General features: G+C 67.5%; 21 protein-coding genes. 10 read left to right on the top strand and 11 right to left on the bottom strand.

The features are described from left to right. Positions 1–187 precede the first annotated feature (187 nt). A complete protein-coding gene (locus tag ACIBJH_RS36625) occupies positions 188–823 on the bottom strand; it encodes an HAD family hydrolase (RefSeq protein WP_399121266.1) in 636 nt (211 codons plus the stop codon). Between the two features lie 194 nt (positions 824–1,017). Between ACIBJH_RS36625 and ACIBJH_RS36620 the strand changes: the two genes are divergently transcribed. Further along, entirely contained in the window at positions 1,018–1,893 is an 876-nt protein-coding gene (locus tag ACIBJH_RS36620) for a GNAT family N-acetyltransferase (protein WP_399121265.1), read from the top strand. Between the two features lie 69 nt (positions 1,894–1,962). Here ACIBJH_RS36620 and ACIBJH_RS36615 read toward each other — a convergent pair whose 3' ends face one another. Both ACIBJH_RS36615 and ACIBJH_RS36610 read right to left on the bottom strand, forming a co-directional pair. Continuing rightward, positions 1,963–2,385, bottom strand: a complete 423-nt coding sequence (locus ACIBJH_RS36615; protein ID WP_200713273.1) for a heme-binding protein — start codon at positions 2,383–2,385, stop codon at positions 1,963–1,965. A 124-nt stretch (positions 2,386–2,509) separates the two neighbouring features. Then, positions 2,510–3,718 (bottom strand): MFS transporter, encoded by a 1,209-nt coding sequence (locus ACIBJH_RS36610; RefSeq protein WP_399121264.1) that lies wholly within the window; start codon positions 3,716–3,718, stop codon positions 2,510–2,512. Between the two features lie 141 nt (positions 3,719–3,859). On the opposite strand from ACIBJH_RS36610, the gene ACIBJH_RS36605 reads away from it, so the two are divergent. After that, a complete protein-coding gene (locus ACIBJH_RS36605) occupies positions 3,860–4,318 on the top strand; it encodes a MarR family winged helix-turn-helix transcriptional regulator (RefSeq protein ID WP_399121263.1) in 459 nt (152 codons plus the stop codon). Between the two features lie 38 nt (positions 4,319–4,356). Next, complete coding sequence (locus ACIBJH_RS36600; protein WP_399121262.1) at positions 4,357–4,809, top strand: GNAT family N-acetyltransferase; 453 nt, start codon at positions 4,357–4,359, stop codon at positions 4,807–4,809. A gap of 55 nt (positions 4,810–4,864) precedes the next feature. Here ACIBJH_RS36600 and ACIBJH_RS36595 read toward each other — a convergent pair whose 3' ends face one another. Next, positions 4,865–6,250 (bottom strand): serine hydrolase domain-containing protein, encoded by a 1,386-nt coding sequence (locus ACIBJH_RS36595; RefSeq protein ID WP_399121261.1) that lies wholly within the window; start codon positions 6,248–6,250, stop codon positions 4,865–4,867. An 85-nt stretch (positions 6,251–6,335) separates the two neighbouring features. Next, positions 6,336–7,814, bottom strand: coding sequence for a replicative DNA helicase (gene dnaB, locus ACIBJH_RS36590; RefSeq protein WP_200713270.1), 1,479 nt, complete (start codon positions 7,812–7,814; stop codon positions 6,336–6,338). Positions 7,815–8,274: 460 nt separating this feature from the next. Here dnaB and ACIBJH_RS36585 point away from each other — a divergent pair, with 460 nt between their 5' ends. After that, positions 8,275–9,612, top strand: coding sequence for an MATE family efflux transporter (locus ACIBJH_RS36585; RefSeq protein ID WP_399121260.1), 1,338 nt, complete (start codon positions 8,275–8,277; stop codon positions 9,610–9,612). Positions 9,613–9,745: 133 nt separating this feature from the next. Here the strand turns inward: ACIBJH_RS36585 and rplI are convergent, their stop codons facing one another. From rplI to rpsF, 4 genes are all read right to left on the bottom strand, one after another. Continuing rightward, complete coding sequence (rplI, locus tag ACIBJH_RS36580; RefSeq protein WP_019073380.1) at positions 9,746–10,192, bottom strand: 50S ribosomal protein L9; 447 nt, start codon at positions 10,190–10,192, stop codon at positions 9,746–9,748. Positions 10,193–10,210: 18 nt separating this feature from the next. After that, complete coding sequence (gene rpsR, locus ACIBJH_RS36575) at positions 10,211–10,447, bottom strand: 30S ribosomal protein S18 (protein ID WP_006381652.1); 237 nt, start codon at positions 10,445–10,447, stop codon at positions 10,211–10,213. A 57-nt stretch (positions 10,448–10,504) separates the two neighbouring features. Beyond that, a complete protein-coding gene (locus tag ACIBJH_RS36570; RefSeq protein ID WP_399121259.1) occupies positions 10,505–11,104 on the bottom strand; it encodes a single-stranded DNA-binding protein in 600 nt (199 codons plus the stop codon). A 77-nt stretch (positions 11,105–11,181) separates the two neighbouring features. Beyond that, positions 11,182–11,472 carry a 30S ribosomal protein S6 gene (gene rpsF, locus ACIBJH_RS36565; protein ID WP_006604399.1) on the bottom strand — a complete coding sequence of 97 codons (291 nt, stop codon included), beginning with the start codon at positions 11,470–11,472 and terminating at the stop codon, positions 11,182–11,184. A gap of 279 nt (positions 11,473–11,751) precedes the next feature. Between rpsF and ACIBJH_RS36560 the strand changes: the two genes are divergently transcribed. From ACIBJH_RS36560 to ACIBJH_RS36550, 3 genes are all read left to right on the top strand, one after another. Continuing rightward, positions 11,752–12,066: a hypothetical protein gene (locus ACIBJH_RS36560; protein ID WP_399121258.1), complete on the top strand. Its 315-nt coding sequence runs from the start codon at positions 11,752–11,754 to the stop codon at positions 12,064–12,066. Between the two features lie 178 nt (positions 12,067–12,244). Next, positions 12,245–13,366, top strand: a complete 1,122-nt coding sequence (gene femX, locus ACIBJH_RS36555; protein WP_200713266.1) for a peptidoglycan bridge formation glycyltransferase FemX — start codon at positions 12,245–12,247, stop codon at positions 13,364–13,366. Positions 13,367–13,449: 83 nt separating this feature from the next. After that, on the top strand, positions 13,450–14,481 hold the full coding sequence (locus tag ACIBJH_RS36550; RefSeq protein ID WP_019073376.1) for an alanine racemase: 1,032 nt from the start codon (positions 13,450–13,452) through the stop codon (positions 14,479–14,481). A gap of 81 nt (positions 14,482–14,562) precedes the next feature. Here ACIBJH_RS36550 and ACIBJH_RS36545 read toward each other — a convergent pair whose 3' ends face one another. Next, a complete protein-coding gene (locus tag ACIBJH_RS36545; RefSeq protein ID WP_399121257.1) occupies positions 14,563–16,062 on the bottom strand; it encodes a glycosyltransferase family 87 protein in 1,500 nt (499 codons plus the stop codon). Positions 16,063–16,199: 137 nt separating this feature from the next. Next, positions 16,200–18,452, bottom strand: a complete 2,253-nt coding sequence (locus ACIBJH_RS36540; protein WP_399121256.1) for a transglycosylase domain-containing protein — start codon at positions 18,450–18,452, stop codon at positions 16,200–16,202. Between the two features lie 741 nt (positions 18,453–19,193). On the opposite strand from ACIBJH_RS36540, the gene ACIBJH_RS36535 reads away from it, so the two are divergent. From ACIBJH_RS36535 to ACIBJH_RS36525, 3 genes are all read left to right on the top strand, one after another. Next, the gene (locus ACIBJH_RS36535; RefSeq protein WP_399121255.1) at positions 19,194–19,880 is read left to right on the top strand and encodes a PadR family transcriptional regulator; all 687 of its coding nucleotides are present in this window, start codon (positions 19,194–19,196) and stop codon (positions 19,878–19,880) included. Between the two features lie 44 nt (positions 19,881–19,924). After that, a complete protein-coding gene (locus ACIBJH_RS36530; RefSeq protein WP_399121254.1) occupies positions 19,925–21,007 on the top strand; it encodes an inositol-3-phosphate synthase in 1,083 nt (360 codons plus the stop codon). A gap of 75 nt (positions 21,008–21,082) precedes the next feature. After that, the gene (locus ACIBJH_RS36525) at positions 21,083–22,360 is read left to right on the top strand and encodes an MFS transporter (protein ID WP_399121253.1); all 1,278 of its coding nucleotides are present in this window, start codon (positions 21,083–21,085) and stop codon (positions 22,358–22,360) included. Positions 22,361–22,427: the final 67 nt, after the last annotated feature.

Below are 22,427 nucleotides of genomic sequence, written 5' to 3'. Positions count from 1 at the left end.
TATCCAACCCACATTCCCGCTGCGTACGGACAAGTAAGGCGCGAGTGTGACTTTGCCCGCAGTGCTCTCCTGCGGCACCCGGCTGCGGACCAGAACCGGAGTCGACCATACCGGCCCTCGGTACACGCACAAGTCCCGCCTTGCTCCCCCGTGAACAGGCGGAGGGGCGAACCATCAACTCCCTCAACTACCGGGCGCCGCGCACCAATTCGTAGGCATCCCACAGATCCCGTCCCGCATAGGAGTGGGTGGCAAGGCCCGACAGATGTCCATCCGCGTTCACCGCGACAGAGACGGGCACGGCGCCGAACAGATCCTTGTCCGACATCGAGTCGCCATAGGCGACACAATCCGCTCTCGTCACCCCGAACTCCTCACACAGCCGATCCGCGATCACCACTTTGGCGGCGGCATCGAGGACTCCGGCCAGGTCCATGGAAGGCTCGCTGAAGGGCACGGCCGGGAAAAGCGATCCGTGTGCCGCGTGCGCACCCCAGCCCGTGAGCCGCTCCACGAAGAAGGACGGCGAGAGCGATACGACGGCGCAGTATTCACCGGCGCTCCTGATCTCGGCCCAGACTTCACGGATCCGCGCCAGCCAAGGGGCCCCTGCAAAGGCAGCCGCCACATGCGCCTCCGTGAGATCCGCCCAGAGCGCGTACACGCGGGTCGCATACTCCGGCGGCCCGATCAGCCCGGCCGAAATCTCCTGCTCAAGCGCCACCGTCTCGGCTTCCAGACCGAGTTGACGTGAGATCTCCAGGGGTGCGCTGGTTCCGTGCAGCAAAGTGCCGTCGAGGTCGAAGAGATGAAGTCTCGCCATGGACCACGAGGTTAGTGGGCGGAACTGTGACACCTTCCGCGGGCCTGCCGAGTGCTGGACGTTCGCCGCTGTTTCACGTGAAACATCCGGCTTCCGCCGAGGTGTTGTGCAGTCGGCCATGACATGGCCAAAAGCAAGTACGTCTCCCCGGAAACGGGTGGACGCCAACAACGCAGTCAGACAGCCTGACCTGCGTGCCGACTCATTCCCTCGCCGCTCTGCCCATCCGCCGGCTGACGCTCCGCGATCGCATCGCCTGTGCCGACCTGTCCGAGGACCGGGGGTGGCCACGCGAGGAACACAAGTGGGGCTTCCTCCTCAGCGCGGGAACGGGATACGGCATCGACAGCCCGGAAGGCGGCCTCGGCGCGGCGTGTGTCGTCACGGAGTACGGCCCGCAGGACCGCCCGGATCTGGGCGCCATCGGCATGGTCCTGGTCGCCGAACGCCATGCCCGTCAGGGCGTGGGGCGCCGACTGATGCGCCACCTGTTGTCCGTGTTGGGCCCCACGCCGCTGACCCTGCACGCGACCCCGAACGGCCTCCCGCTCTACGAAGAACTCGGCTTCAAGGTGACCGGTCGGGCCGAGATGCTGCGCGGTCGTTTCACGCCCGCCGGATCCGATAGACCCGAGTCCCGGATCGCCACCCGTGCGGCCACGGCAGAGGACCTCACCGGCATTCTCCGGCTCGACGAGGAGGTGTTCGGCACCGATCGCACGCCCCTCATCACACGACTGCCTGCCTTCGCCGACCAGTTGCGGGTGGCGCAGGACGACGGCCGGATCATCGGGTACGCGGCGGCCTGGCCCAACATGGACACACAGGTCGTGGGCCCACTGATCGCACAGGACTCGGAGACGGCGAAGGCTCTCCTCGCCTCACTCGCCGACCGCACCGACCGCCCCCTGCGCACCGACATCGACGCACGCCACGAGGACCTGCTGTCCTGGGCGAAGGCACGTGGCCTGGAGCACTGCGCTTCCAACTCCGTGATGACGTACGGGATCGCGGAGCTGCCCGGCGACTGGACCCGGCGGTTCGCGCCCCTCACGGTCGCGGCGGGCTGACAGTTCCGGGCATGGAGAACGCCGGCTCCCGACATGGTCGAGAACCGGCGTTCCAACCGTCTTCCGACGTCAGACGAGTGCCTCCACCGCGGCCTGGGCGAACCCGTGGTCCTGCGACGGCGCGCCGCCACCGACCCCGATCGCTCCGATCAGCCGGCCGTCGCGGTGCACTGGGAGACCGCCCGCGATGAACAGCAGCGGTCGGTCGAGTGCGGTCGGCAGGGTGTGGAAGAGGCCTCCGGGCTGAACGGCGTCGACCAGGTCGGCGGTGGCCGCGTTCAGCTGAAGCGCGGTGTAGGCCTTGCGGGTGCTGGTCTCCCCGGAGATCAGCACGGCCCGGTCGTCGCGGCGGAAGGCGAGCAGATGACCGCCCGCGTCCAGCACGGTGACGCTGACCGTGACCCCGGCGGCCTCCGCGGCACGGCGCGCGTGGTCGACGAGCGCTTCGGCGTCCTGGATGGTCAGCGGGGCTACTGCGGTGGTGGTGCTCATCGGGGTTTCTCCTTGCGGGTGTTGCTGTTGGTGGTGTCGGAAGGACGGATCGGACGGGACCGGTGCGGTCGGGAGTCACAGGGACGGCCCTGGCCCCGTGACTCCCGGCCGCTGCCCGGCGGGGTCAGTGGTGGACGACGGTCCGCTGGTCGCTCGGCAGGCCGCCCGCCACGACCGTGCCGCGGGCGCCGGTGCGGCGCTCCAGGGCGGCCGAGAGGATCGCGAGGACAAGGGCGGCCGCGGCGAGGACGGCGCCGACCCAGTTGGGGGCGGTGTAGCCGAGGCCGGCCGCGATGACGATGCCGCCGAGCCAGGCGGAGAGCGCGTTGCCGAGGTTGAAGGCGCCGATGTTCACCGCGGAGGCCAGCGTCGGGGCGCCGTGCGCCTGGTCGAGGACCCGCTTCTGCAGTGGCGGCACAGTGGCGAAGCCCAGGGCGCCGATGAGCGCGATGGTGACGGCTGCCGCGATCTTGTTGTGTGCGGTGACCGTGAAGAGCGCGAGTACGACGGCCAGGGCGCCGAGCGAGACGTACAGCATGGGCATCAGGGCACGGTCGGCGAACTTGCCGCCGATGAGGTTGCCGCCGACCATGCCGAGGCCGAAGAGGACGAGCAGCCAGGTGACGGAGCCGTCGGCGAAGCCCGCGACATGGGTCATCATCGGGGCGATGTAGGTGATGGCCGCGAAGACACCGCCGAAACCGAGGACGGTCATCGCCATGGCGAGCAGCACCTGGGTGTTCTTGAAGGCGGCCAGCTCGTGCCGGAGTTGCACACCCTCGGCCTTGGGCAGGTCGGGCACGAGCTTGGCGATGCCGGCCAGGCCGATCACGCCGAGGCCCGCGACGATGGCGAAGGTGACGCGCCAGCCGACGGACTGTCCGACGAGGGTGCCCAGCGGGACGCCGACGACATTGGCGACGGTCAGCCCGGTGAACATCATCGCGATGGCTCCTGCCTTCTTGTCCGGGGCGACCAGCTCGGCCGCGACGACCGAGCCGATGCCGAAGAAGGCGCCGTGGGCGAGCGAGGCGATCACACGGCCGATCAGCATCACGGAGAAGCTGGGGGCGACGGCGGAGAGCAGGTTGCCGACGATGAACAGGCCCATCAGCAGCATCAGCATCCGCTTGCGGGGGATCTTGGTGCCGAGGACGGTCATCAGCGGGGCGCCGATCACCACACCCAGCGCGTAGCCGGTGACCAGCAGGCCGGCAGTGGGGATGGAGACCCCGAAGTCACCCGCGACCTGGGGCAGCAAGCCCATGATCACGAACTCGGTCGTTCCGATTCCGAAGGCCCCGATCGCGAGGGCCAGAAGCGCGAGAGGCATGGGGATGTACCCTTCCCAGAAGATTGCAGGAGCGCTTTGCGTGCGTTCACAATAGTTGCAGACGCGGGCTATATGCAAGCGCGGACTATTTCGCCTGTGCTCTATCCTGGGTTCAGCCGCTCCGGGACGGAGGAAACGCCAATGACAGCGACGGACCCCGCACTCACCGCCCTTGCCCAGGGCTGGTGCGCCCTCTCCCTGCTGCACGGGAGGATCGAGGCGCACATCGAGCGCGCCCTGCAGGCCAAGCACGACCTGAGCATGCGGGAGTACTCCCTGCTCGACGTCCTCAGCCGACAGCACGACGGGGACGGGGGCCATCTGCAGATGCGGCAGGTCGCCGACGCGGTCGTCCTCAGCCAGAGCGCCACCACCCGGTTGGTCACCCGCCTTGAGGACCGCGGTCTGCTCGCCCGGTATTTGTGCCCGACCGACCGCCGGGGCATCTACACGAACGTCTCCGAGGCCGGCCTCGCCCTGCTCGAAGAGGCCCGGCCCACGAACGACACCGCCCTGCGGGAGGCCCTCGACGCAGCGGCCGGAAACCCCGAGCTGGCGCCGCTGGTCCGTGTCGTGGAGTCGATGCACGCGCCCGTGTAACCCGTCCCCCGCCGGGCACCGCTGCCTAAGGTGTGTCCATGGGAGATCTTGAGATACGAGCCGCGGTCACCGAAGACGTCCCCGCCATTGTCGACATGCTCGCCGACGACCCCCTGGGCTCACATCGCGAGTCACCCGACGACCTGACGCCCTATCTGAGCGCGCTGGAACGCCTGACCGCCGACCCGAACCAGCACCTGGTCGTCGCCGTGCGCGAGGGCCGTGTCGTCGGCACCCTCCAGCTCACGGTCATTCCCGGACTGTCCCGCAAGGGCGCCACACGCTCGATCATCGAGGCCGTACGCATCCACGCGGACGAGCGGGGCAGCGGCCTGGGGACACAGCTCATCGAGTGGGCGATCGCCGAATCGCGCCGCCAGGACTGCCAGTTGGTCCAGCTGACCTCCGATGCCACCCGCACCGACGCCCACCGGTTCTACGAACGGCTCGGCTTCACGGCCTCGCATGTGGGCTTCAAGCTCCCGCTCTGAAGAAGAAGAGGCGTCGTGTTTCACGTGAAACACGACGCCTCCCCTCACATCCCGGTTAGCGGAGCCCCCGCCACCCCTCCGGGTCCACCCCACCCGGCACAGAACCGCTCTCGTCGTACGGCTGACGCGTGAAGACGAACGATCCGAGGTCCAGGTGGCTGACGGACCCGTCCGGGCGCCGTACGGGCCGTAGGAGCTCTCCGGCGTAGTACCCCTCCAGGCCCGTCCAGGTGCCGTCACCGTTGGCCCGGAAGCGTGAGCGGCGACCCCTGCCCGCCAATGGCTCCAGCGAGGCCCTTCCATCTGCCGTCAGCCGCAGGGCGAAACCGTGCGTGCCCCAGTACCACTGCCCGGCCAACTCCAGTACGGAGGCATCGACTTCGGGCATCGGGCGCCATGGCTCGGGAATCCTCGGTTCGGCCTCGGCGACGATACGGACGAGATCTGCGCCCACCGATGCGAGCAACGGTCCGGAGGTGCAGTTGGCCAGCACCACAGCCGACACGTCGTCCTCCAGGCTAATGGTGAGGTTCGCCAGGAAACCGGGCAGCGATCCGGAGTGGCCGATGAGCAGTCGGCCGTCGCGCCGCTGGATCTGCAGGCCGAGACCGTAGGCGGCGCCGTCCACGACATCGGCCGCCTCCGCCGGTGCCGCGGGGGTCCGCATCTCCCGCACGGACTCCGCGCTCAGGACCCGGTCGTCGCCGTTGGCCAGGAAGACGGCGAACCGCGCCAAGTCACCTGTGGTTGACCAGAGTTGACCGGCCGGCGCCATGAGGCCGAGATCCTCGGCGGGTTCCGGCAGCAGTGCGTCGGCCCATGGATGCACCGCCCAGGCGCCCGCGTGGGGTGCCTGGGGCTGAGCACTCGTGCGATGGAGGCCCAGTGGTTCGAGCACTTCCCGCCGGAGTACGTCCTCCCAGGGCGCACCACGCAGCTCCTCGACGAGCGCGCCCAACACCGTGTACCCGGGGTTCGAATAGTGGAACCGGCGGCCGACCGGATGCAGCAGGGGCTGCTCGCCCAGCACATCGCGGAGTTCGGGGCGCAGGGAACCAGGTGTCCGTTCCCACCAGGGCGCGGGCGACTCGGCCGCCAACCCGCTTGTGTGCGCGAGCAGTTGGGCGATGGTGGCCTCCCCCGCGCCGGTGCCCGGCAGATGCTTCTCCAGGGGGTCACCGAGATCGAGGACGCCTTCGTCCCGCAGCCGCAGTACCAGGACGGCGGTGAACGTCTTGGTGATCGAACCGATCCGGTACTGCACGTTCTCGTCCGGCCCGTGCCCGTCCACCGAGGTCCGCGCTCCGTGCCACACCGCCCGCCCGTCCCGCACCACCGCGGCGGCCAACGAGGGTGCCCGTCCCTCGGTCTGGGCCACGGCGATCCGGTGCAGCAGCGCCCGGCGAGTAGCGGGAAGCAAGTCGTCCTGAGATGTCGTCATGCCCCCAGTCCATCCGGCGGGGCGGCCGTACGTCGAGCACATTTCTCGGGACACGGCACCGGGTCGGCCGCATACAGCCGCCCGGTCAGGTCTGCGCCATGTCCACGAAGCGCGAGTAGTGGCCCTGGAAGGCGACGGTGATCGTCGCCGTCGGGCCGTTACGGTGCTTGCCCACGATGATGTCCGCCTCGCCCGCGCGCGGTGACTCCTTCTCGTAGGCGTCCTCGCGGTGCAGCAGGATCACCATGTCGGCGTCCTGCTCGATGGAGCCGGACTCACGCAGGTCGGACACCATCGGCTTCTTGTCCGTGCGCTGCTCGGGGCCACGGTTCAGCTGCGAGAGCGCAATCACCGGCACCTCCAGCTCCTTCGCCAGCAGCTTGAGGTTTCGGGACATGTCCGAGACCTCCTGCTGGCGGCTTTCCTGGCGCTTGGAGCCACCGGCCTGCATCAGCTGCAGATAGTCGATGATCACGAGCTTGATGTCGCTGCGCTGCTTGAGCCGGCGGCACTTCGCGCGGATCTCCATCATCGACAGGTTCGGGGAGTCGTCGATGTAGAGCGGTGCGGACGACACCTCGGGCATCCGACGCGCCAGCCGGGTCCAGTCCTCGTCGGTCATCGTGCCGGAACGCATGTGGTGCAGGGCGACGCGGGCCTCGGCGGACAGGAGACGCATCGCGATCTCGTTGCGCCCCATTTCGAGGGAGAAGATGACGCTCGGCAGGTTGTGCTTGATCGATGCCGCACGCGCGAAGTCCAGGGCGAGGGTGGACTTGCCCATGGCGGGACGGGCGGCGATGACGATCATCTGACCCGGGTGCAGACCGTTGGTGAGCGAGTCGAGGTCCGTGAACCCGGTGGGCACACCCGTCATCTCGCCGCTGCGTGAGCCGATCGCCTCGATCTCGTCTAGCGCGCCCTCCATGATGTCGCCGAGCGGGAGGTAGTCCTCGCTGGTCCGCTGCTCGGTGACGGCGTAGATCTCGGCCTGGGCCCGGTTGACGATCTCGTCGACGTCGTCGTCGGCCGCGTATCCCATCTGCGTGATGCGCGTACCGGCCTCGACCAGGCGGCGCAGGACGGCACGTTCGTGGACGATCTCCGCGTAGTACTCCGCGTTCGCCGCGGTCGGCACGGTCTGGACGAGTGTGTGCAGATACGATGCGCCGCCGACCTTGTTGATCTCGCCGCGCTTGGTGAGTTCGGCGGCGATGGTGATCGGGTCGGCCGGCTCGCCCTTGGCGTAGACGTCGAGGATCGCCTGATAGATCGTCTCGTGCGCGGGCTTGTAGAAGTCGTGGCCTTTGAGGACCTCGACGACGTCGGCGATGGCGTCCTTGGACAGGAGCATGCCGCCGAGTACGGACTGCTCGGCATCGAGGTCCTGCGGCGGTACGCGTTCGAAGGCCGAGCCCGCGCCCTCCCACTCGCCGCCTTCCCGGCCGCGGTCGTGCTGTTCGTCGCGACCCCGGCCTCCGTCTCCGCGCCGTCGGGAAGCGGGCAGACGATCACTTGGACCGCTCTCGGCCCACGGGTCGTCCAAGGGCTCGGAAATACTCAACCGAGCCACCTCCTCCCGTCCGCCGAGCGGACCTCGCCGTGCCCCTCATTTCTACGGCACGGCACTGACAAATGAGACGCCCAACTCCGGTACGGGCGCGTCGGTTTTGTGATGGTTTTCAGGCCGACGGACGGAGCGGGCGCCGGTCCACCGTAGGCCCGCGGGCACCGTCAGCCAATCTGGTTATCCACAGGCCATGTGGACGACGGCCCGGATGCTGTGGAGAACCCGCCAAAACCTGTGCACGACCCGGTGGACAGCCCTGTGAACAAGACGGCTCCACTCCGAGAAAGACCCATCTGACCTGCCCTTTCCCCGTCCACCGGCTGTGCAGAAGAAAAACTTCTCCAGTCGGACCAAGATCGCTTCGAACAGTGCGCGAGAGGACACGAGGCGAGACGAGAGGTAAGGGTCACATAGCAATTGCATCTCTTACCTGTGGACGATTAGATTAGTGCTCATGACACAGGCTCCCGCGACCACCACGGCCACCCGACGCCGGCACGACCGCGAGATCGTCGTGCTGGCCGTCCCGGCCTTCGGCGCACTCGTCGCCGAGCCCCTTTTCGTCATGGCCGACAGCGCGATCGTGGGCCATCTCGGCACAGCACAACTCGCCGGACTCGGCGTGGCCTCCGCCCTCCTGACGACAGCTGTGAGCGTCTTCGTCTTCCTCGCCTACGCCACCACGGCGGCCGTCGCCCGACGGGTCGGCGCGGGTGATCTCCAGGCGGCCATCCGCCAGGGCATGGACGGCATCTGGCTCGCCCTTCTGATAGGCGCCACCGTCATCGCCGTCGTCCTCCCTTCGGCACCCGCCCTCGTCGACCTCTTCGGCGCCTCGGACACGGCAGCCCCCTACGCGACGACCTATCTGCGGATCTCATCCCTCGGCATCCCGGCCATGCTGGTCGTACTCGCCGCCACCGGAGTCCTCCGTGGACTGCAGAACACAAAGACACCGCTCTACGTCGCCATCACCGGCTTCGTCGCCAACGGCGTCCTCAACCTGGGGCTCGTCTACGGCGCCGACCTCGGCATCGCCGGCTCCGCCTGGGGCACCGTCATCGCCCAATGGGGGATGGCTGCCGTCTATCTCGTCGTGGTCGTCCGAGGGGCTCGCCGGCATGGTGCCTCGCTCCGCCCCGACGCAACAGGAATCCGAGCCTCGGCGCAGGCGGGCGCACCTCTCCTGGTACGCACGCTCTCCCTGAGAGCGATCCTCCTGATCGCGACGGCGGTCGCCGCCCGCCTCGGGGATGCCGACATCGCCGCCCACCAGATCATCCTGTCCCTGTGGTCTCTCCTGGCCATGGCACTAGACGCCATCGCCATCGCGGGACAGGCCATCATCGGCCGCTACCTCGGTGCGGACGATCCACAAGGCGCCCGAGCCGCCTGCCGCCGCATGGTGCAGTGGGGCATCGCCGTCGGAGTGGTGCTCGGTCTCCTGGTGATCGTGTCCCGGCCGCTGTTCCTCCCCTTGTTCACCAGCGACTCCACGGTCAAGGACACCGCTCTGCCCGCCCTGATCATGGTGGCGCTCTCACAGCCCATCTGCGGTGTCGTCTTCGTCCTGGACGGGGTGCTGATGGGTGCGGGAGACGGGCCGTATCTCGCAGGAGCGATGTTGGTGACCCTGGCGGTCTTCGCCCCGGTGGCTCTGCTCGTACCGGTCTTCGGCGCCGGACTGACCGCTCTCTGGGGAGCGATGACCCTGATGATGACGGTGCGCATGCTGACGCTTCTGCTGCGCACCCGCTCGGGCCGCTGGGTCGTCACGGGCGCGACCCGCTGACCGTTTCACGTGAAACACCGCGCGCTGCCACGTTTCACGTGAAACATGCGCGCCGTAGCACCGCCTTGAACACAGCAGAGGGGCCGCACCCCAATGGGTGCGGCCCCTCTCTCAGCTATGCCGAACGCAGCGGTCAGGCCGCGATGACCTCGATGTTGACCTTGGCGGCAACCTCGGGGTGCAGACGCACGGACGTCTCGTGGGCGCCCAGCGTCTTGATCGGGGCAGACAGCTCGATACGACGCTTGTCGACCTCGGGACCACCGGAAGCCTTGATCGCCGAAGCGATGTCGGCCGGAGTGACGGAACCGAAGAGACGACCGGCGTCGCCGGAGCGGACGGCCAGACGAACCTTGACGCCTTCGAGCTGGGCCTTCACAGAGTTGGCCTGCTCGATGGTCTGGATCTCGTGGATCTTGCGAGCACGACGGATCTGCTCGACGTCCTTCTCGCCACCCTTGGTCCAGCGGATAGCGAACTTCCGCGGGATCAGGTAGTTGCGAGCGTAACCGTCCTTGACGTCGACGACGTCGCCCGCGGCACCGAGGCCGGAGACCTCGTGGGTGAGGATGATCTTCATTGGTCGGTCACCCTTCCCTTATCGCGCGGTGGAGGTGTAGGGCAGCAGCGCCATCTCACGGCTGTTCTTCACGGCCGTGGCGACGTCACGCTGGTGCTGCGTGCAGTTGCCGGTCACGCGGCGGGCACGGATCTTGCCGCGGTCGGAAATGAACTTCCGCAGCATGTTCGTGTCCTTGTAGTCCACGTACTGGACCTTGTCCTTGCAGAATGCGCAGACCTTCTTCTTCGGCTTGCGCACAGGCGGCTTCGCCATGGTGTATCTCCTGTGTGATCAAGAAGTGTGGGTACGACCCACCCTCGGCCCGAAGGCCTAGAAGGGGGGTTCGTCCGAGTAGCCGCCGCCACCGCCGGCACCGCCGCCGGAGTTTCCACCCCAGCCGCCACCGCCCTGGCTGCCACCGGCGGGAGCGCCGGTTGCCCACGGGTCGTCGGCGGGAGCGCCGCCGGCCGGCTGACCGCCGCCGGAGTTTCCACCCCAGCCGCCACCACCCTGGCCGCCACCACCGCCGCCGCCGAAGCCGCCGCCCTGACCACCGCGAGCGCCACCGGCGGTCTTGGTGACCTTGGCCGTGGCACTGCGCAGGCTGGCGCCGACTTCTTCGACGTCCAGTTCGTAGACCGTGCGCTTGACGCCCTCACGGTCCTCGTAGGACCGCTGCTTCAGCCGGCCCTGCACGATGACGCGCATGCCTCGCTGGAGCGATTCGGCGACGTTCTCCGCCGCCTGCCGCCAGACCGAGCAGGTGAGGAAGAGGCTTTCGCCGTCCTTCCACTCGTTCGTCTGACGGTCGAAGGTGCGGGGAGTGGACGCGACACGGAACTTCGCGACCGCCGCACCGGAAGGGGTGAAGCGCAGCTCGGGGTCGTCGACAAGATTGCCGACGACCGTGATGACGGTCTCGCCTGCCATGGGGGAACCTCTCGGCGGGTTTGCTGCTGGCTGCTTGGTGCTGCTACTCGAATCCCGAGATCAGCTGAGCTAGATGCTCAGTGGGTCTCGGGGCGGAGGACCTTGGTCCGGAGGACCGACTCGTTCAGGTTCATCTGGCGGTCGAGCTCCTTGACGACCGCAGGCTCGGCCTGCAGGTCGATGACCGAGTAGATGCCCTCGGGCTTCTTCTTGATCTCGTACGAGAGACGACGACGGCCCCAGGTGTCGACCTTCTCGACCTTTCCGTTGCCCTCACGGACGACGGAGAGGAAGTTCTCGATCAGGGGGGAGACAGCGCGCTCCTCCAGATCGGGGTCGAGGATGACCATCACCTCGTAGTGACGCATGTGGAACCCACCTCCTTTGGACTCAGCGGCCACGGTCGATCCGTGGCAGGAGGGTTGTGATGCGTAAGCAACAGTGTGTGCCAGTAAAACAGCCGCCACTGACATCGGGTGCCCCTTGCGGGGATTCCGATCCGTGACGACGTGGGCAGACACCAGTGCAGAGGATACAGAGTACCCGCACACCGGCTTCCGGTTGAAATCCGGTGGCGGAGAGCGTCAATCTGTACACATCGGGTGTGTCCGGCGCGACGACGCGCCGCCTTCCGCAGGAGGTGCCACATGGCACAGGCATTGCGACCCAACACCGCCGGTTCCCTTTTCGCGACGGACGGCAAGCCCCATCCGCTCCAGGACACGCTGCTCGCGGTGACCGTGGTGCTCGGGCTGACCGCGTTCGTCACGGGCTTCTTCCACAACCTGCATCTGCTCAGCTCATGGACCGGACTGGTGGGGATCCTCACCGGCGCGTACGGACAGTGGATCTCGGAGACCACGAGGGAACGCTTCGGTCTGATCCTGGGTCTCGGTGCCGCGGGTGTCGGGTTCTTCCTCGGCATGGCACACGGCGGCCTGTTCGGCGGCGTCATCAGCTGACACTGCGGCACCACCGTCCGAACACCGCGTAAAACACCACGGAACGCCTCGGCGACCCACAGGCCGAGGCGAAGGTTGCATACGCCCAGTCGGGGCGCTCGCAAGGCGCAGTAGGCTTCGGCGCGAGAGCCGGAGCCCCTGTACCCATGGGGACACACCAGCCCGAGGAGCGCCCCGAATGAGCCTGACCCTGAGGACCATCAGCCGAGAGCAGCATCTGGCATTCATCCAGAGCCTGCCGTCGGCTAGCCACATGCAGGTCCCGGCATGGGCTGATGTGAAGGCGGAGTGGCGCTCCGAGAACCTCGGCTGGTTCGACGAGAAGACCGGCGAGCTGGTCGGCGTGGGCCTGGTCCTCTACCGGCAACTCCCCAAGATCAAGCGCTACTTGGCCTATCTGCCCGAGGGCCCGGTCATCAACTGGTTCGCGCCGAATCTGGACGAGTGGATCCAGCCGATGCTGGCCCATCTCAAGCAGCAGGGCGCCTTCTCGGTGAAGATGGGCCCGCCGGTCATCATCCGGCGCTGGGAGGCCACGTCCATCAAGGCGGGCATCCAGAACCCGGACGTGAAGCGGCTGCGTGACATCGAGGCCGACTACATCGAGCCGCGCGCCTTCGAGGTGGCCGACAAGCTGCGCCGTATGGGCTGGCAGCAGGGCGAGGACGGTGGCGCCGGCTTCGGCGACGTCCAGCCGCGCTACGTCTACCAGGTGCCGCTGGCGAACCGCTCGCTCGAAGAGGTCCACAAGAACTTCAACCAGCTGTGGCGCCGCAACATCAAGAAGGCCGAGAAGGCCGGTGTCGAGGTCGTCCAGGGCGGCTACCACGACCTTGAGGAATGGCAGCGGCTGTACGAGATCACTGCCGTGCGCGACCACTTCCGGCCCCGCCCGCTGTCGTACTTCCAGCGCATGTGGACGGCCCTCAACACCGAGGACCCCAACCGGATGCGGCTGTACTTCGCCCGCCACAACGGGGTGAACCTGTCGGCGGCGACGATGCTCGTGGTCGGCGGACACGTCTGGTACTCCTACGGCGCCTCCGACAACATCGGGCGTGAGGTCCGGCCCTCGAACGCGATGCAGTGGCGGATGCTGCGTGATTCCTACGCCCTCGGCGCCACCGTGTACGACCTGCGCGGCATCTCCGACTCGCTGGACGAGACCGACCACCTCTTCGGTCTGATCCAGTTCAAGGTGGGCACCGGCGGGCAGGCCGCCGAATACCTCGGCGAGTGGGACTTCCCGCTGAACAAGCTGCTCCACAAGGCGCTCGACATCTACATGTCGCGCCGCTGACCCGACGGTCCTCGCTTCGATAGCGTCGACAGCTCTCATACTCCTGATACACCGCAGCCACCCGAAAGGTTCCAGGTCCGGCCATGGCGCTCACGCTCTACGTCGACACTGCGCGCTGGCGGGCGCATCACAAGCACGTGGCCGAGCAGTTCCCGGGGCTCGTCCCGGTCTGCAAGGGCAACGGCTACGGCTTCGGGCACGAGCGGCTCGCGGAGGAGGCGACCCGTCTGGGCGCGGACGTCCTCGCCGTCGGCACGACGTACGAGGCCGCCCGGATCAAGGACTGGTTCGGGGGCGACCTGCTGGTACTGACGCCGTACCGCCGCGGCGAGGAGCCCGTTCCGCTGCCGGACCGGGTGATCCGCTCGGTGTCCTCCATCGACGGTGTGTACGGCCTCGTGGGCGCCCGTGTGGTGATCGAGGTGATGTCCTCGATGAAGCGGCACGGCGTCAGCGAGCAGGAACTGCCGCAGCTGCACTCGGCCATAGAGAACGTCCGCCTGGAGGGCTTCGCCATCCACCTCCCGCTGGACCGCACCGACGGCTCGGACGCCGTCGAGGAGGTCATCGGCTGGATGGACCGGCTGCGCGCCGCGCGGCTGCCGCTGCACACGATGTTCGTCAGCCACCTCAAGGCCGAGGAACTCGCCCGGCTGCAGCAGCAGTTCCCGCAGACCCGCTTCCGCGCCCGCATCGGCACCAGGCTGTGGCTGGGGGACCACGAGGCCACCGAGTACCGCGGGGCGGTCCTGGACGTCACCCGGGTCTCCAAGGGGGACCGCTTCGGCTACCGGCAGCAGAAGGCGGCCTCGGACGGCTATCTGGTGGTCGTTGCGGGCGGTACGTCGCACGGGGTGGGCCTGGAGGCCCCCAAGGCGCTGCACGGCGTCATGCCGCGCGCCAAGGGCGTCGCGCGCGCCGGCCTGGCCACGGTGAACCGGAACCTTTCTCCGTTCGTCTGGGACGGCAAGCAGCGCTGGTTCGCCGAGCCCCCGCACATGCAGGTCTCGATCCTGTTCGTACCCTCGGAAGCGGCCGAGCCGAAGGTCGGCGAGGAGCTGGTGGCCCATCTCCGGCACACCACAACCCAGTTCGACCGCATCGTCGATCGCTGAACCTCTCCTGAACAGCAGAAAGGCCGTACACGGGACCTCCCGTGTACGGCCTTTCCCGTGCCCTGGCCAGGCCCTGTTCGCTCAGAGCGAACGGTCGGTCATCCTGTCGCCGCCCCATTCCACCTGCGGTCCGTCGAAGGGCGCCGCGTGCCGTCCGGGACGGGCCGCGGCCCCGAACACGAACACGTCCTCCGCCCGGTCGAGCACCCCGCCCGAGGGGTCGTCGTCGCCCGCCAGGCGCACCACGTCCCGCTCCGGCATGAGGATGTCGCGCACGATCACGGCGCACAGGTAGAGCGTGCCCAGGATGTGCAGGCCGATGACCAACTGGTAGCCCTCGGTCGGCAGGCCCTTGTGGGCGTCTCCGCTGGTCGTGTACGCGAGGTACATCCAGATCCCCAGGAAGTACGCCACCTCGCACGCCTGCCAGATCAGGAAGTCCCGCCACTTCGGCCGGGCCAGCACGGCCAGGGGGACCAGCCACAGCACGTACTGCGGCGAGTAGACCTTGTTGGTCACGATGAACGCCGCGACGATCAGGAAGGCCAGCTGCGCGAAGCGTGGCCGGCGAGGAGCGGTCATCGTGAGCGCCGCGATGCCTCCGCAACACAGCAGCATCAGCAACGTGGCGAGCGTGTTGACGGTGTCGGTGCTGAGGGGGTCGGTGGACTTCTGGGCCATGATCAGCCAGAAGGACCCGAAGTCGACGCCGCGTTCCTGGCTGAACGTATAGAACTTCGACCAGCCGTCGAAGGCGAAGATCATCACCGGCAGGTTCACCGCCAGCCAGGCGATGACGGTTCCGCCGAACGCCCTCCCGAAGTCCCGCCACTTGCCCGCTCGCCAGCACAGGAGGAACAACGGGCCGAGGAGAAACACGGGATACAGCTTGGCGGCCGTGGCAAGGCCCAGCAGGACGCCGAAAGCGAGGGAACGGCCCCGGGACCACATCAGCATCGCGGAGGCCGTCAGAGCGACCGCCAGCAGGTCCCAGTTGATGGTGGCGGTCAGCGCGAAGGCGGGCGCCAGGGCGACCAGCAGTCCGTCCCAGGGGCGGCGGGTGTGCGTGCGGCTGACGCATACGACGATGACGGCCGCGCACACCATCAGCATCCCGGCGTTGACCATCCAGTACCACTGTTCCTGGTGCTGGATGCTGCCGCTGCCGGGTGTGAGCCAGGCGGCCACCTCCATGAACACACCGGTCAGCACCGGGTATTCGAGGTACTGCATGTCGCCGGGGAGCTTGTCGAAGTACGGGACGAGCCCGTCGGCGAAGCCGCGCCCCTGGTAGAGGTGCGGGATGTCCGAGTAGCACGCGTGCGTGTACTGCGAACTCGCGCCGAAGAACCAACCGCTGTTGTAGCAGGGCGCCTTCTGGACCAGGCCGAGGGCGAACATACCGATCGCCACCAGCGCGACAACCCGTACGGGAGTCCACCAGGAGGCCCCGAGAAGGGCGCGCCGGCCGATGGGGCCACCGATCAGTTCGCTACCGGCGGCGGCGACCTGGTCGACCTTGGTCGGCTTCACCGGATCCGGCTCGTGCACGCTCGTGGGCGTCAGTTCTGCACTGGGCATGGGGCACATCCTGCCGTACACACCTAGGAGTACGCCGAGGGCCGCCGCAACCCGGTGGATGCGACGGCCCCTGTTTCACGTGAAACACCCCGTGTTGGGTGTTTCACGTGAAACACCCAACACAGACGGTATGGCGGCTAACCGGTTGAGCCTCCGAAGATGCCCCCATTGCCGTTGCCGTTGCCATTACTGGTGCCGCTGGACTCCGTCGCAGTGGCCGTGTCCGTCGGCGTGGACGTCGTCCCTCCGTCGGTGCCGCCGTTGTCACTGCACTGCCAGCTGAACCGGCAGGACTCCGTCGCCGACGGCGTCGAACTCGGCGTCTCACTGGGCGTCTCGCTCGGCGTCTCGGTGGGCGTCTCGCTCGGCGTCACCACGGGCGTCGGAGAGGGAGACGGTGCGCCGTCCTCGTTCTGGACCTTGTCGATCTTGGTGGCGTCCGGGAAGCCCAGGTCGGACTTGCCCTTGAGCGCGGCCTCCATGTACTCGGTCCACACCGATGTCGGAATGTCACCACCGTGGATGGACGGCACGCCCGCCGTACCGTTCATGGAGAGCAGTTCGGCGTCCTTGGGGTTCTCCCTGAACATCGCGATCGACGTTGAGAGCTGCTGGGTGTAGCCGACGAACCAGGCCGACTTGTTGCTGTCGGTCGTACCGGTCTTGCCGGCCGCCGTACGGCCCAGAGCCTTGGCGTTCTTGGCCGTACCGTTCTGGATGACGTTCTCCAGGGTGTCCGTGACGTTGTTCGCCACGTTCTCCGGCATCGCCTGCTTGACCGCCGGCTTGGTGAAGCCGTCCACCGGCTGTCCGCCCTGCTTGACGGCCGTCACCGAGTACGGGTCCGCCTGCTTGCCCGAGGCGGCGAACGTCGCGTAGGCGTCGGCCATCCGGATCGCGCTGGGCGTCGACGTACCGATCGCGAAGGACGCGTTGAGGTCCTTCGCCATACTGGCGTCCAGGATGCCCGCCGACTTCGCGACGGACTTCACCTTCGTCATCCCGACATCCATACCCAGCTGCACGTACGGCGTGTTGATGGACTGTTCCATCGCCTTGCGGAGCGTGATGTAGCCCCAGGGATAGTTGCTCTCGTTGTTCTGGTAGAACGTCGAGCCGTCCTTGTTCAGGACGTACGAACCGTCCTGGTTTTCGACCTTGAGGTGGTCGTCGCCGTTGTACTTGCTGAGCGGCGAGATACCGACGCCGTCGGTCTTGTACGTGCCGTACTCCATGGCCGCGGCGAGCACGAACGGCTTCCAGGTCGAACCGACGGGGACACCCGAGGTGTCGGCGTTGTTGGTGAAGTGGCCGTTCTCGTAACCGTCACCGCCGTAGAGGGCGACGATCGCTCCGTCCTTGGGCACCACCGACGCCGCGCCGAACTGAACGTATTTGTCCAGACTGCGCTTCTTCGGGTCGATGCGCTCCTTCTGGATCTTCTGCACGGCCGCGCTCAGTTCGTTGACCTTGTCCTTCTGGAAGGTCGTGTAGATCTGGAAGCCGCCCTTGTCGAACTCGGTCTGCGAGATGTTCGAGTGGCTCAAGACGTACTTCTTGGCCGTGTCTACCAGGTAGCTGATCTGGCCGGTCATGCCCTTGGTCGCCTTCAGGCCCTGGGGCGTGGGGTACTTCTTGATGGCCGTCTGGTACTCGGCGTCCGTGATGCGCTTGTCGTCGTGCATCTGCTCAAGGATCCAGCTCCAGCGGGCCTCGGAGCGCTTGCGGTTGGCGCCGGGAGTGGCCGCGGAGTCGATGTTCGTGGCGCCGATCGGGTCGTAGTACGTCGGACCCTTCAACAGGGCGGCCAGGAAGGCGCACTGACTGGGCGTCAGCTTGACCGCGTCCACACCGTAGTAGGTCTGCGCGGCGGCCTGTATGCCGTAGGCGCCGCGGCCGTAGTACGAGGTGTTCAGGTAGCCCTGGAGGACCTGCTCCTTGCTGAGCGACGTCCCCACCTTGATGGAGATGAACATCTCCTTGAACTTACGGCTGACCGTCTGTTCCTGGCTCAGGTAGGTGTTCTTGACGAACTGCTGGGTGATCGTCGAACCACCCTGCGTCTCACCGCCCCGGGCCATGTTGACCAGGGCCCGGGCGATACCCATGGGGTCGACGCCCGAGTCCGTGTAGAAGCTCTTGTTCTCGGCCGAGATCACCGACCACTGCATGGCCTTGGGGATCTGGTCGATGGTGATGTTCTGTCGGTTCGCCCCGGTGCCCGTGGCGACCATCTGGTCGCCGTTGGCCCAGTAGTAGACGTTGTTCTGCGACTTGGCCGCGGTGTTCTCGCTGGGGATGCTGACCATGGCATAGCCGACACCGACCGCGGCCACGATGCTGCCGAAGAACAGCAGGCACAGGCCGGAGACAAGCCGCCAGGAGGGCATCCAGCGGCGCCATCCGTACTTGTCGAAGCGCGGATAGTCGATGAACCTCTTCTTGCCGGGCGCGGGAGCGCGTCCTCTGCCCCGGCCGGGCCCGTTCGGGTCACCTGGACCGCGGCCTGCCGGCTCGGCCCCTCTACGACGGCCGCCGCCTCTCTGCGTGGCCCGACGGGCTTCGGCACGGCTGCCGTACTGGCGGTCGTCACCCCCCGCACCGGCGGGGTTCGACCCATAGGAATCGGATGGAGACCCGGTGGTGGCGCCTCGCGGTGCCGCGCGGCGGCCGGAGGTCGGTCCGGACTGGCCGCGTCGGTCCGCGGCACGTCCGCCTCCCTGCGGCTGCGGCGGTTTGCGACGGTGCTCGCTCATCGAACGATTACTCCTCGGGCAGGCGCACCCGTGCGCGCCTGGAAACGGCGGCTGGTTTCCGGTCCCCCCGAAGTACGGATGTGGTCGGTTCTGCATTCATCCGTACCGCACCGGGGACGGTGACGCCCCCACGCGTCACTTGGTTCCCGGTGGTGTGCATGCCGCACAGACTACGCACCGTCAAAACCTGCTTAGCCCCGAAGTTCACCCCAAATCAGGCAACTTGCTTCCAACGAATCAGTGATGTGACGCCGCTCACCATCTCCCCACTTGTCGCATCCGGAAGGCCGTTCTATCGTCTGGATGTATCGAGTCGATACATCAGCTCGGCATAAAGGCCGTCACGGTCGGACCGCGGACAGAGAGGAGGCGACGATGAGCCGGCGCTCCGGCATCCTTGAGTTCGCCATCCTCGGCCTGCTCCGTGAATCCCCGATGCACGGCTATGAGCTGCGGAAACGACTCAACACATCACTGGGTGTGTTCCGTGCGTTCAGCTACGGAACGCTCTATCCCTGCCTCAAGACGCTGGTCGCCAACGGCTGGTTGATCGAGGAGGCGGGGAACACTCCTGAGGACGCCCTCACGGCCACACTCGCGGGGCGTCGCGCCAAGATCGTCTACCGGTTGACGGCGGAAGGTAAGGAGCACTTCGAGGAGCTGCTCTCGCAGACGGGGCCCGACGCGTACGAGGACGAACATTTCGCCGCTCGTTTCGCCTTCTTCGGGCAGACGTCACGCGACGTACGCATGCGCGTACTGGAGGGTCGCCGCAGCCGGCTGGAGGAGCGTCTGGAGAAGATGCGTTCCTCCCTGGCGCGGACCCGGGAGCGCCTCGACGACTACACCCTTGAGCTCCAGCGCCACGGAATGGAGTCCGTGGAGCGCGAAGTGCGCTGGCTGAACGAGCTCATCGAGAGTGAGCGGGCCGGACGTGACCTGAAGGGTCCCGTTCCGGACGGCACCGCTCAGCAGGACAGCACATCTGGGGAGTCGGGCGGCCTGCCCCGGCTCGGGGGTGCCACCCCCGGGCCGGATCCGTCCGATGACACCACCACATGAGGCCCAGTCAGGGCCTCACCTCGCACACACAGGGAGCAACCGGAATGGGTTCGGTTCGCGTAGCCATCGTCGGCGTGGGCAACTGCGCCGCCTCACTGGTACAGGGCGTCGAGTACTACAAGGACGCCGATCCGGCGGCCAAGGTCCCGGGTCTGATGCACGTCCAGTTCGGCGACTACCACGTCGGTGACGTCGAGTTCGTCGCCGCGTTCGACGTCGACGCGAAGAAGGTCGGCCTCGACCTCTCCGACGCCATCGGTGCCAGCGAGAACAACACCATCAAGATCTGCGACGTCCCGAACAAGGGCGTCACGGTCCAGCGCGGCCACACTCTCGACGGCCTGGGCAAGTACTACCGCATGACGATCGAGGAGTCCGCCGAGACCCCGGTCGACGTGGTCCAGGTTCTCAAGGACAAGCAGGTCGACGTCCTCATCTGCTACCTGCCCGTCGGCTCCGAGGACGCGGCGAAGTTCTACGCCCAGTGCGCCATCGACGCCAAGGTCGCCTTCGTCAACGCCCTCCCGGTCTTCATCGCGGGCACCAAGGAGTGGGCGGACAAGTTCACCGAGGCGGGTGTCCCGATCGTCGGCGACGACATCAAGTCGCAGGTCGGCGCCACCATCACGCACCGCGTGATGGCGAAGCTGTTCGAGGACCGCGGTGTCCGCCTTGAGCGCACGATGCAGCTCAACGTCGGCGGCAACATGGACTTCAAGAACATGCTGGAGCGCGACCGCCTGGAGTCCAAGAAGATCTCGAAGACGCAGGCCGTCACCTCGCAGATCCCGGACCGCGACCTGGGCGAGAAGAACGTCCACATCGGCCCGTCGGACTACGTCCAGTGGCTCGACGACCGCAAGTGGGCCTACGTCCGCCTCGAAGGCCGTGCCTTCGGTGACGTCCCGCTGAACCTGGAGTACAAGCTGGAGGTCTGGGACTCCCCGAACTCCGCGGGTGTCATCATCGACGCCCTGCGCGCCGCGAAGATCGCCAAGGACCGCGGCATCGGCGGCCCGATCCTCTCGGCGTCGAGCTACTTCATGAAGTCCCCGCCGGTCCAGTACTTCGACGACGAGGCCTACGCCAACGTCGAGAAGTTCATCAAGGGCGAGGTCGAGCGCTAGGACCCGCCGGTCCGCTCGTCGAGGGTCCCCGGGGCATTCCGCCCGGGGACCCTCCTCGTATGTGAGGCTGTGCCCATGGCCGTCGTCCATGACCTGCGCGTCCTTCTGCGCTTCCAGGGCTTCCGCCGCCTGCTCGCCGTACGCCTCCTCTCCCAGGGCGCGGACGGCGTCTATCAGGTCGCACTCGCCGCCTACGTCGTCTTCTCCCCGGAGAAACAGACCTCGGCCGGCTCGATCGCCTCCGCGATGGCGGTCCTGCTCCTCCCATACTCCCTCGTCGGCCCCTTCGCCGGCGTCCTCCTGGACCGCTGGCGCCGCCGCCAGGTCTTCCTCTACGGCAACCTGCTGCGCGCCCTGCTGGCCGCGCTGACGGCCGTCCTGATGGTGAGCCATGTCCCGGACTGGCTCTTCTACGTCTCCGCGCTGTGCGTCACCGCCGTCAACCGCTTCGTCCTGGCCGGTCTGTCCGCCGCGCTCCCTCGCGTGGTCGACGACGAACGGCTCGTCCTCGCCAACTCCCTTTCTCCCACGGCCGGAACACTGGCGGCGACCGCGGGCGGCGGCCTCGCCTTCGTCGTCCGGCTGCTCGTCGCGGACACCGACGCCGCGGTGGTCCTGCTGGGCGCCGCCCTGTATCTGTGCGCGGCCCTCACCTCCTTGCGCATGGCCCCCGAACTCCTCGGCCCCGACCACGCGTTGACCCGCCCCCGACTGGCAACCGCCCTCGCCGGCACCGCCCGGGACCTCGACGCGGCGCTACACCATCTCGCCGCGCCGCAGCGCCGGGAGGCGGTCCAGGCTCTCCTCGCGATGACACTGATGCGCTTCTGCTACGGCGCCCTGACGGTCCTGCTGCTGATGCTCTGCCGGTACGCCCTGTCGTCGACCCCGGACGACGGACTGCGCCTGCTGGGGCTGGCGTTGGGGGTTTCCGGCGCCGGCTTCTTCGTGGCGGCCGTGGTGACGCCCTGGGCCGCCGGACGACTGGGCCCCGGCCGCTGGATCGCCGTGTGCGCCGCGGGCGCCGCGGTCCTGGAACCGGCCCTCGGCCTCCCGTTCACCACCGCCCCGATGCTGGCCGCGGCCTTCGTCCTGGGCCTGACCACACAGGGCGCGAAGATCGCGACGGACACGATCGTGCAGTTCTTGGTGGACGACGGCTTCCGCGGCCGGATCTTCTCCGTCTACGACGTGCTGTTCAACGTCGCGTTCGTCGGCGCGGCGGCGATGGCCGCCCTGGTACTGCCGCCGGACGGCCGTTCGGTGACGCTGGTGGTCACGGTCGCCGTTATCTACTCGGCAGTTGCTGTGGCTATGGCCCACTTTGAGCGCCGGAAAGTGTCACATCACTGACACGGAGTCGATCCGGGTCACAGCGGTGTCAGTGGGTGCCGGTAACTTACGTGCGTCTTACTTCGCA

The organism is Streptomyces sp. NPDC050548 (assembly GCF_044457385.1).
Taxonomy (GTDB): domain Bacteria; phylum Actinomycetota; class Actinomycetes; order Streptomycetales; family Streptomycetaceae; genus Streptomyces.
The sequence above is the reverse complement of the archived record's forward strand: the minus strand, read 5'-3'. Positions and strand labels throughout refer to the sequence as shown.

Coding starts and splice junctions, on each gene's coding strand:
- ACIBJH_RS36530 (WP_399121254.1), top strand. CDS start 19,925: ATGGGTTCGGTTCGCGTAGCCATCGTCGGCGTGGGCAACTGCGCCGCC.
- ACIBJH_RS36540 (WP_399121256.1), bottom strand. CDS start 18,452: ATGCCCTCCTGGCGGCTTGTCTCCGGCCTGTGCCTGCTGTTCTTCGGC.
- ACIBJH_RS36600 (WP_399121262.1), top strand. CDS start 4,357: ATGGGAGATCTTGAGATACGAGCCGCGGTCACCGAAGACGTCCCCGCC.
- ACIBJH_RS36625 (WP_399121266.1), bottom strand. CDS start 823: ATGGCGAGACTTCATCTCTTCGACCTCGACGGCACTTTGCTGCACGGA.
- ACIBJH_RS36545 (WP_399121257.1), bottom strand. CDS start 16,062: ATGCCCAGTGCAGAACTGACGCCCACGAGCGTGCACGAGCCGGATCCG.
- ACIBJH_RS36605 (WP_399121263.1), top strand. CDS start 3,860: ATGACAGCGACGGACCCCGCACTCACCGCCCTTGCCCAGGGCTGGTGC.
- ACIBJH_RS36550 (WP_019073376.1), top strand. CDS start 13,450: ATGGCGCTCACGCTCTACGTCGACACTGCGCGCTGGCGGGCGCATCAC.
- ACIBJH_RS36610 (WP_399121264.1), bottom strand. CDS start 3,718: ATGCCTCTCGCGCTTCTGGCCCTCGCGATCGGGGCCTTCGGAATCGGA.
- rplI (WP_019073380.1), bottom strand. CDS start 10,192: ATGAAGATCATCCTCACCCACGAGGTCTCCGGCCTCGGTGCCGCGGGC.
- ACIBJH_RS36595 (WP_399121261.1), bottom strand. CDS start 6,250: ATGACGACATCTCAGGACGACTTGCTTCCCGCTACTCGCCGGGCGCTG.
- rpsF (WP_006604399.1), bottom strand. CDS start 11,472: ATGCGTCACTACGAGGTGATGGTCATCCTCGACCCCGATCTGGAGGAG.
- ACIBJH_RS36615 (WP_200713273.1), bottom strand. CDS start 2,385: ATGAGCACCACCACCGCAGTAGCCCCGCTGACCATCCAGGACGCCGAA.
- ACIBJH_RS36535 (WP_399121255.1), top strand. CDS start 19,194: ATGAGCCGGCGCTCCGGCATCCTTGAGTTCGCCATCCTCGGCCTGCTC.
- ACIBJH_RS36525 (WP_399121253.1), top strand. CDS start 21,083: ATGGCCGTCGTCCATGACCTGCGCGTCCTTCTGCGCTTCCAGGGCTTC.
- ACIBJH_RS36570 (WP_399121259.1), bottom strand. CDS start 11,104: ATGGCAGGCGAGACCGTCATCACGGTCGTCGGCAATCTTGTCGACGAC.
- rpsR (WP_006381652.1), bottom strand. CDS start 10,447: ATGGCGAAGCCGCCTGTGCGCAAGCCGAAGAAGAAGGTCTGCGCATTC.
- ACIBJH_RS36585 (WP_399121260.1), top strand. CDS start 8,275: ATGACACAGGCTCCCGCGACCACCACGGCCACCCGACGCCGGCACGAC.
- femX (WP_200713266.1), top strand. CDS start 12,245: ATGAGCCTGACCCTGAGGACCATCAGCCGAGAGCAGCATCTGGCATTC.
- ACIBJH_RS36560 (WP_399121258.1), top strand. CDS start 11,752: ATGGCACAGGCATTGCGACCCAACACCGCCGGTTCCCTTTTCGCGACG.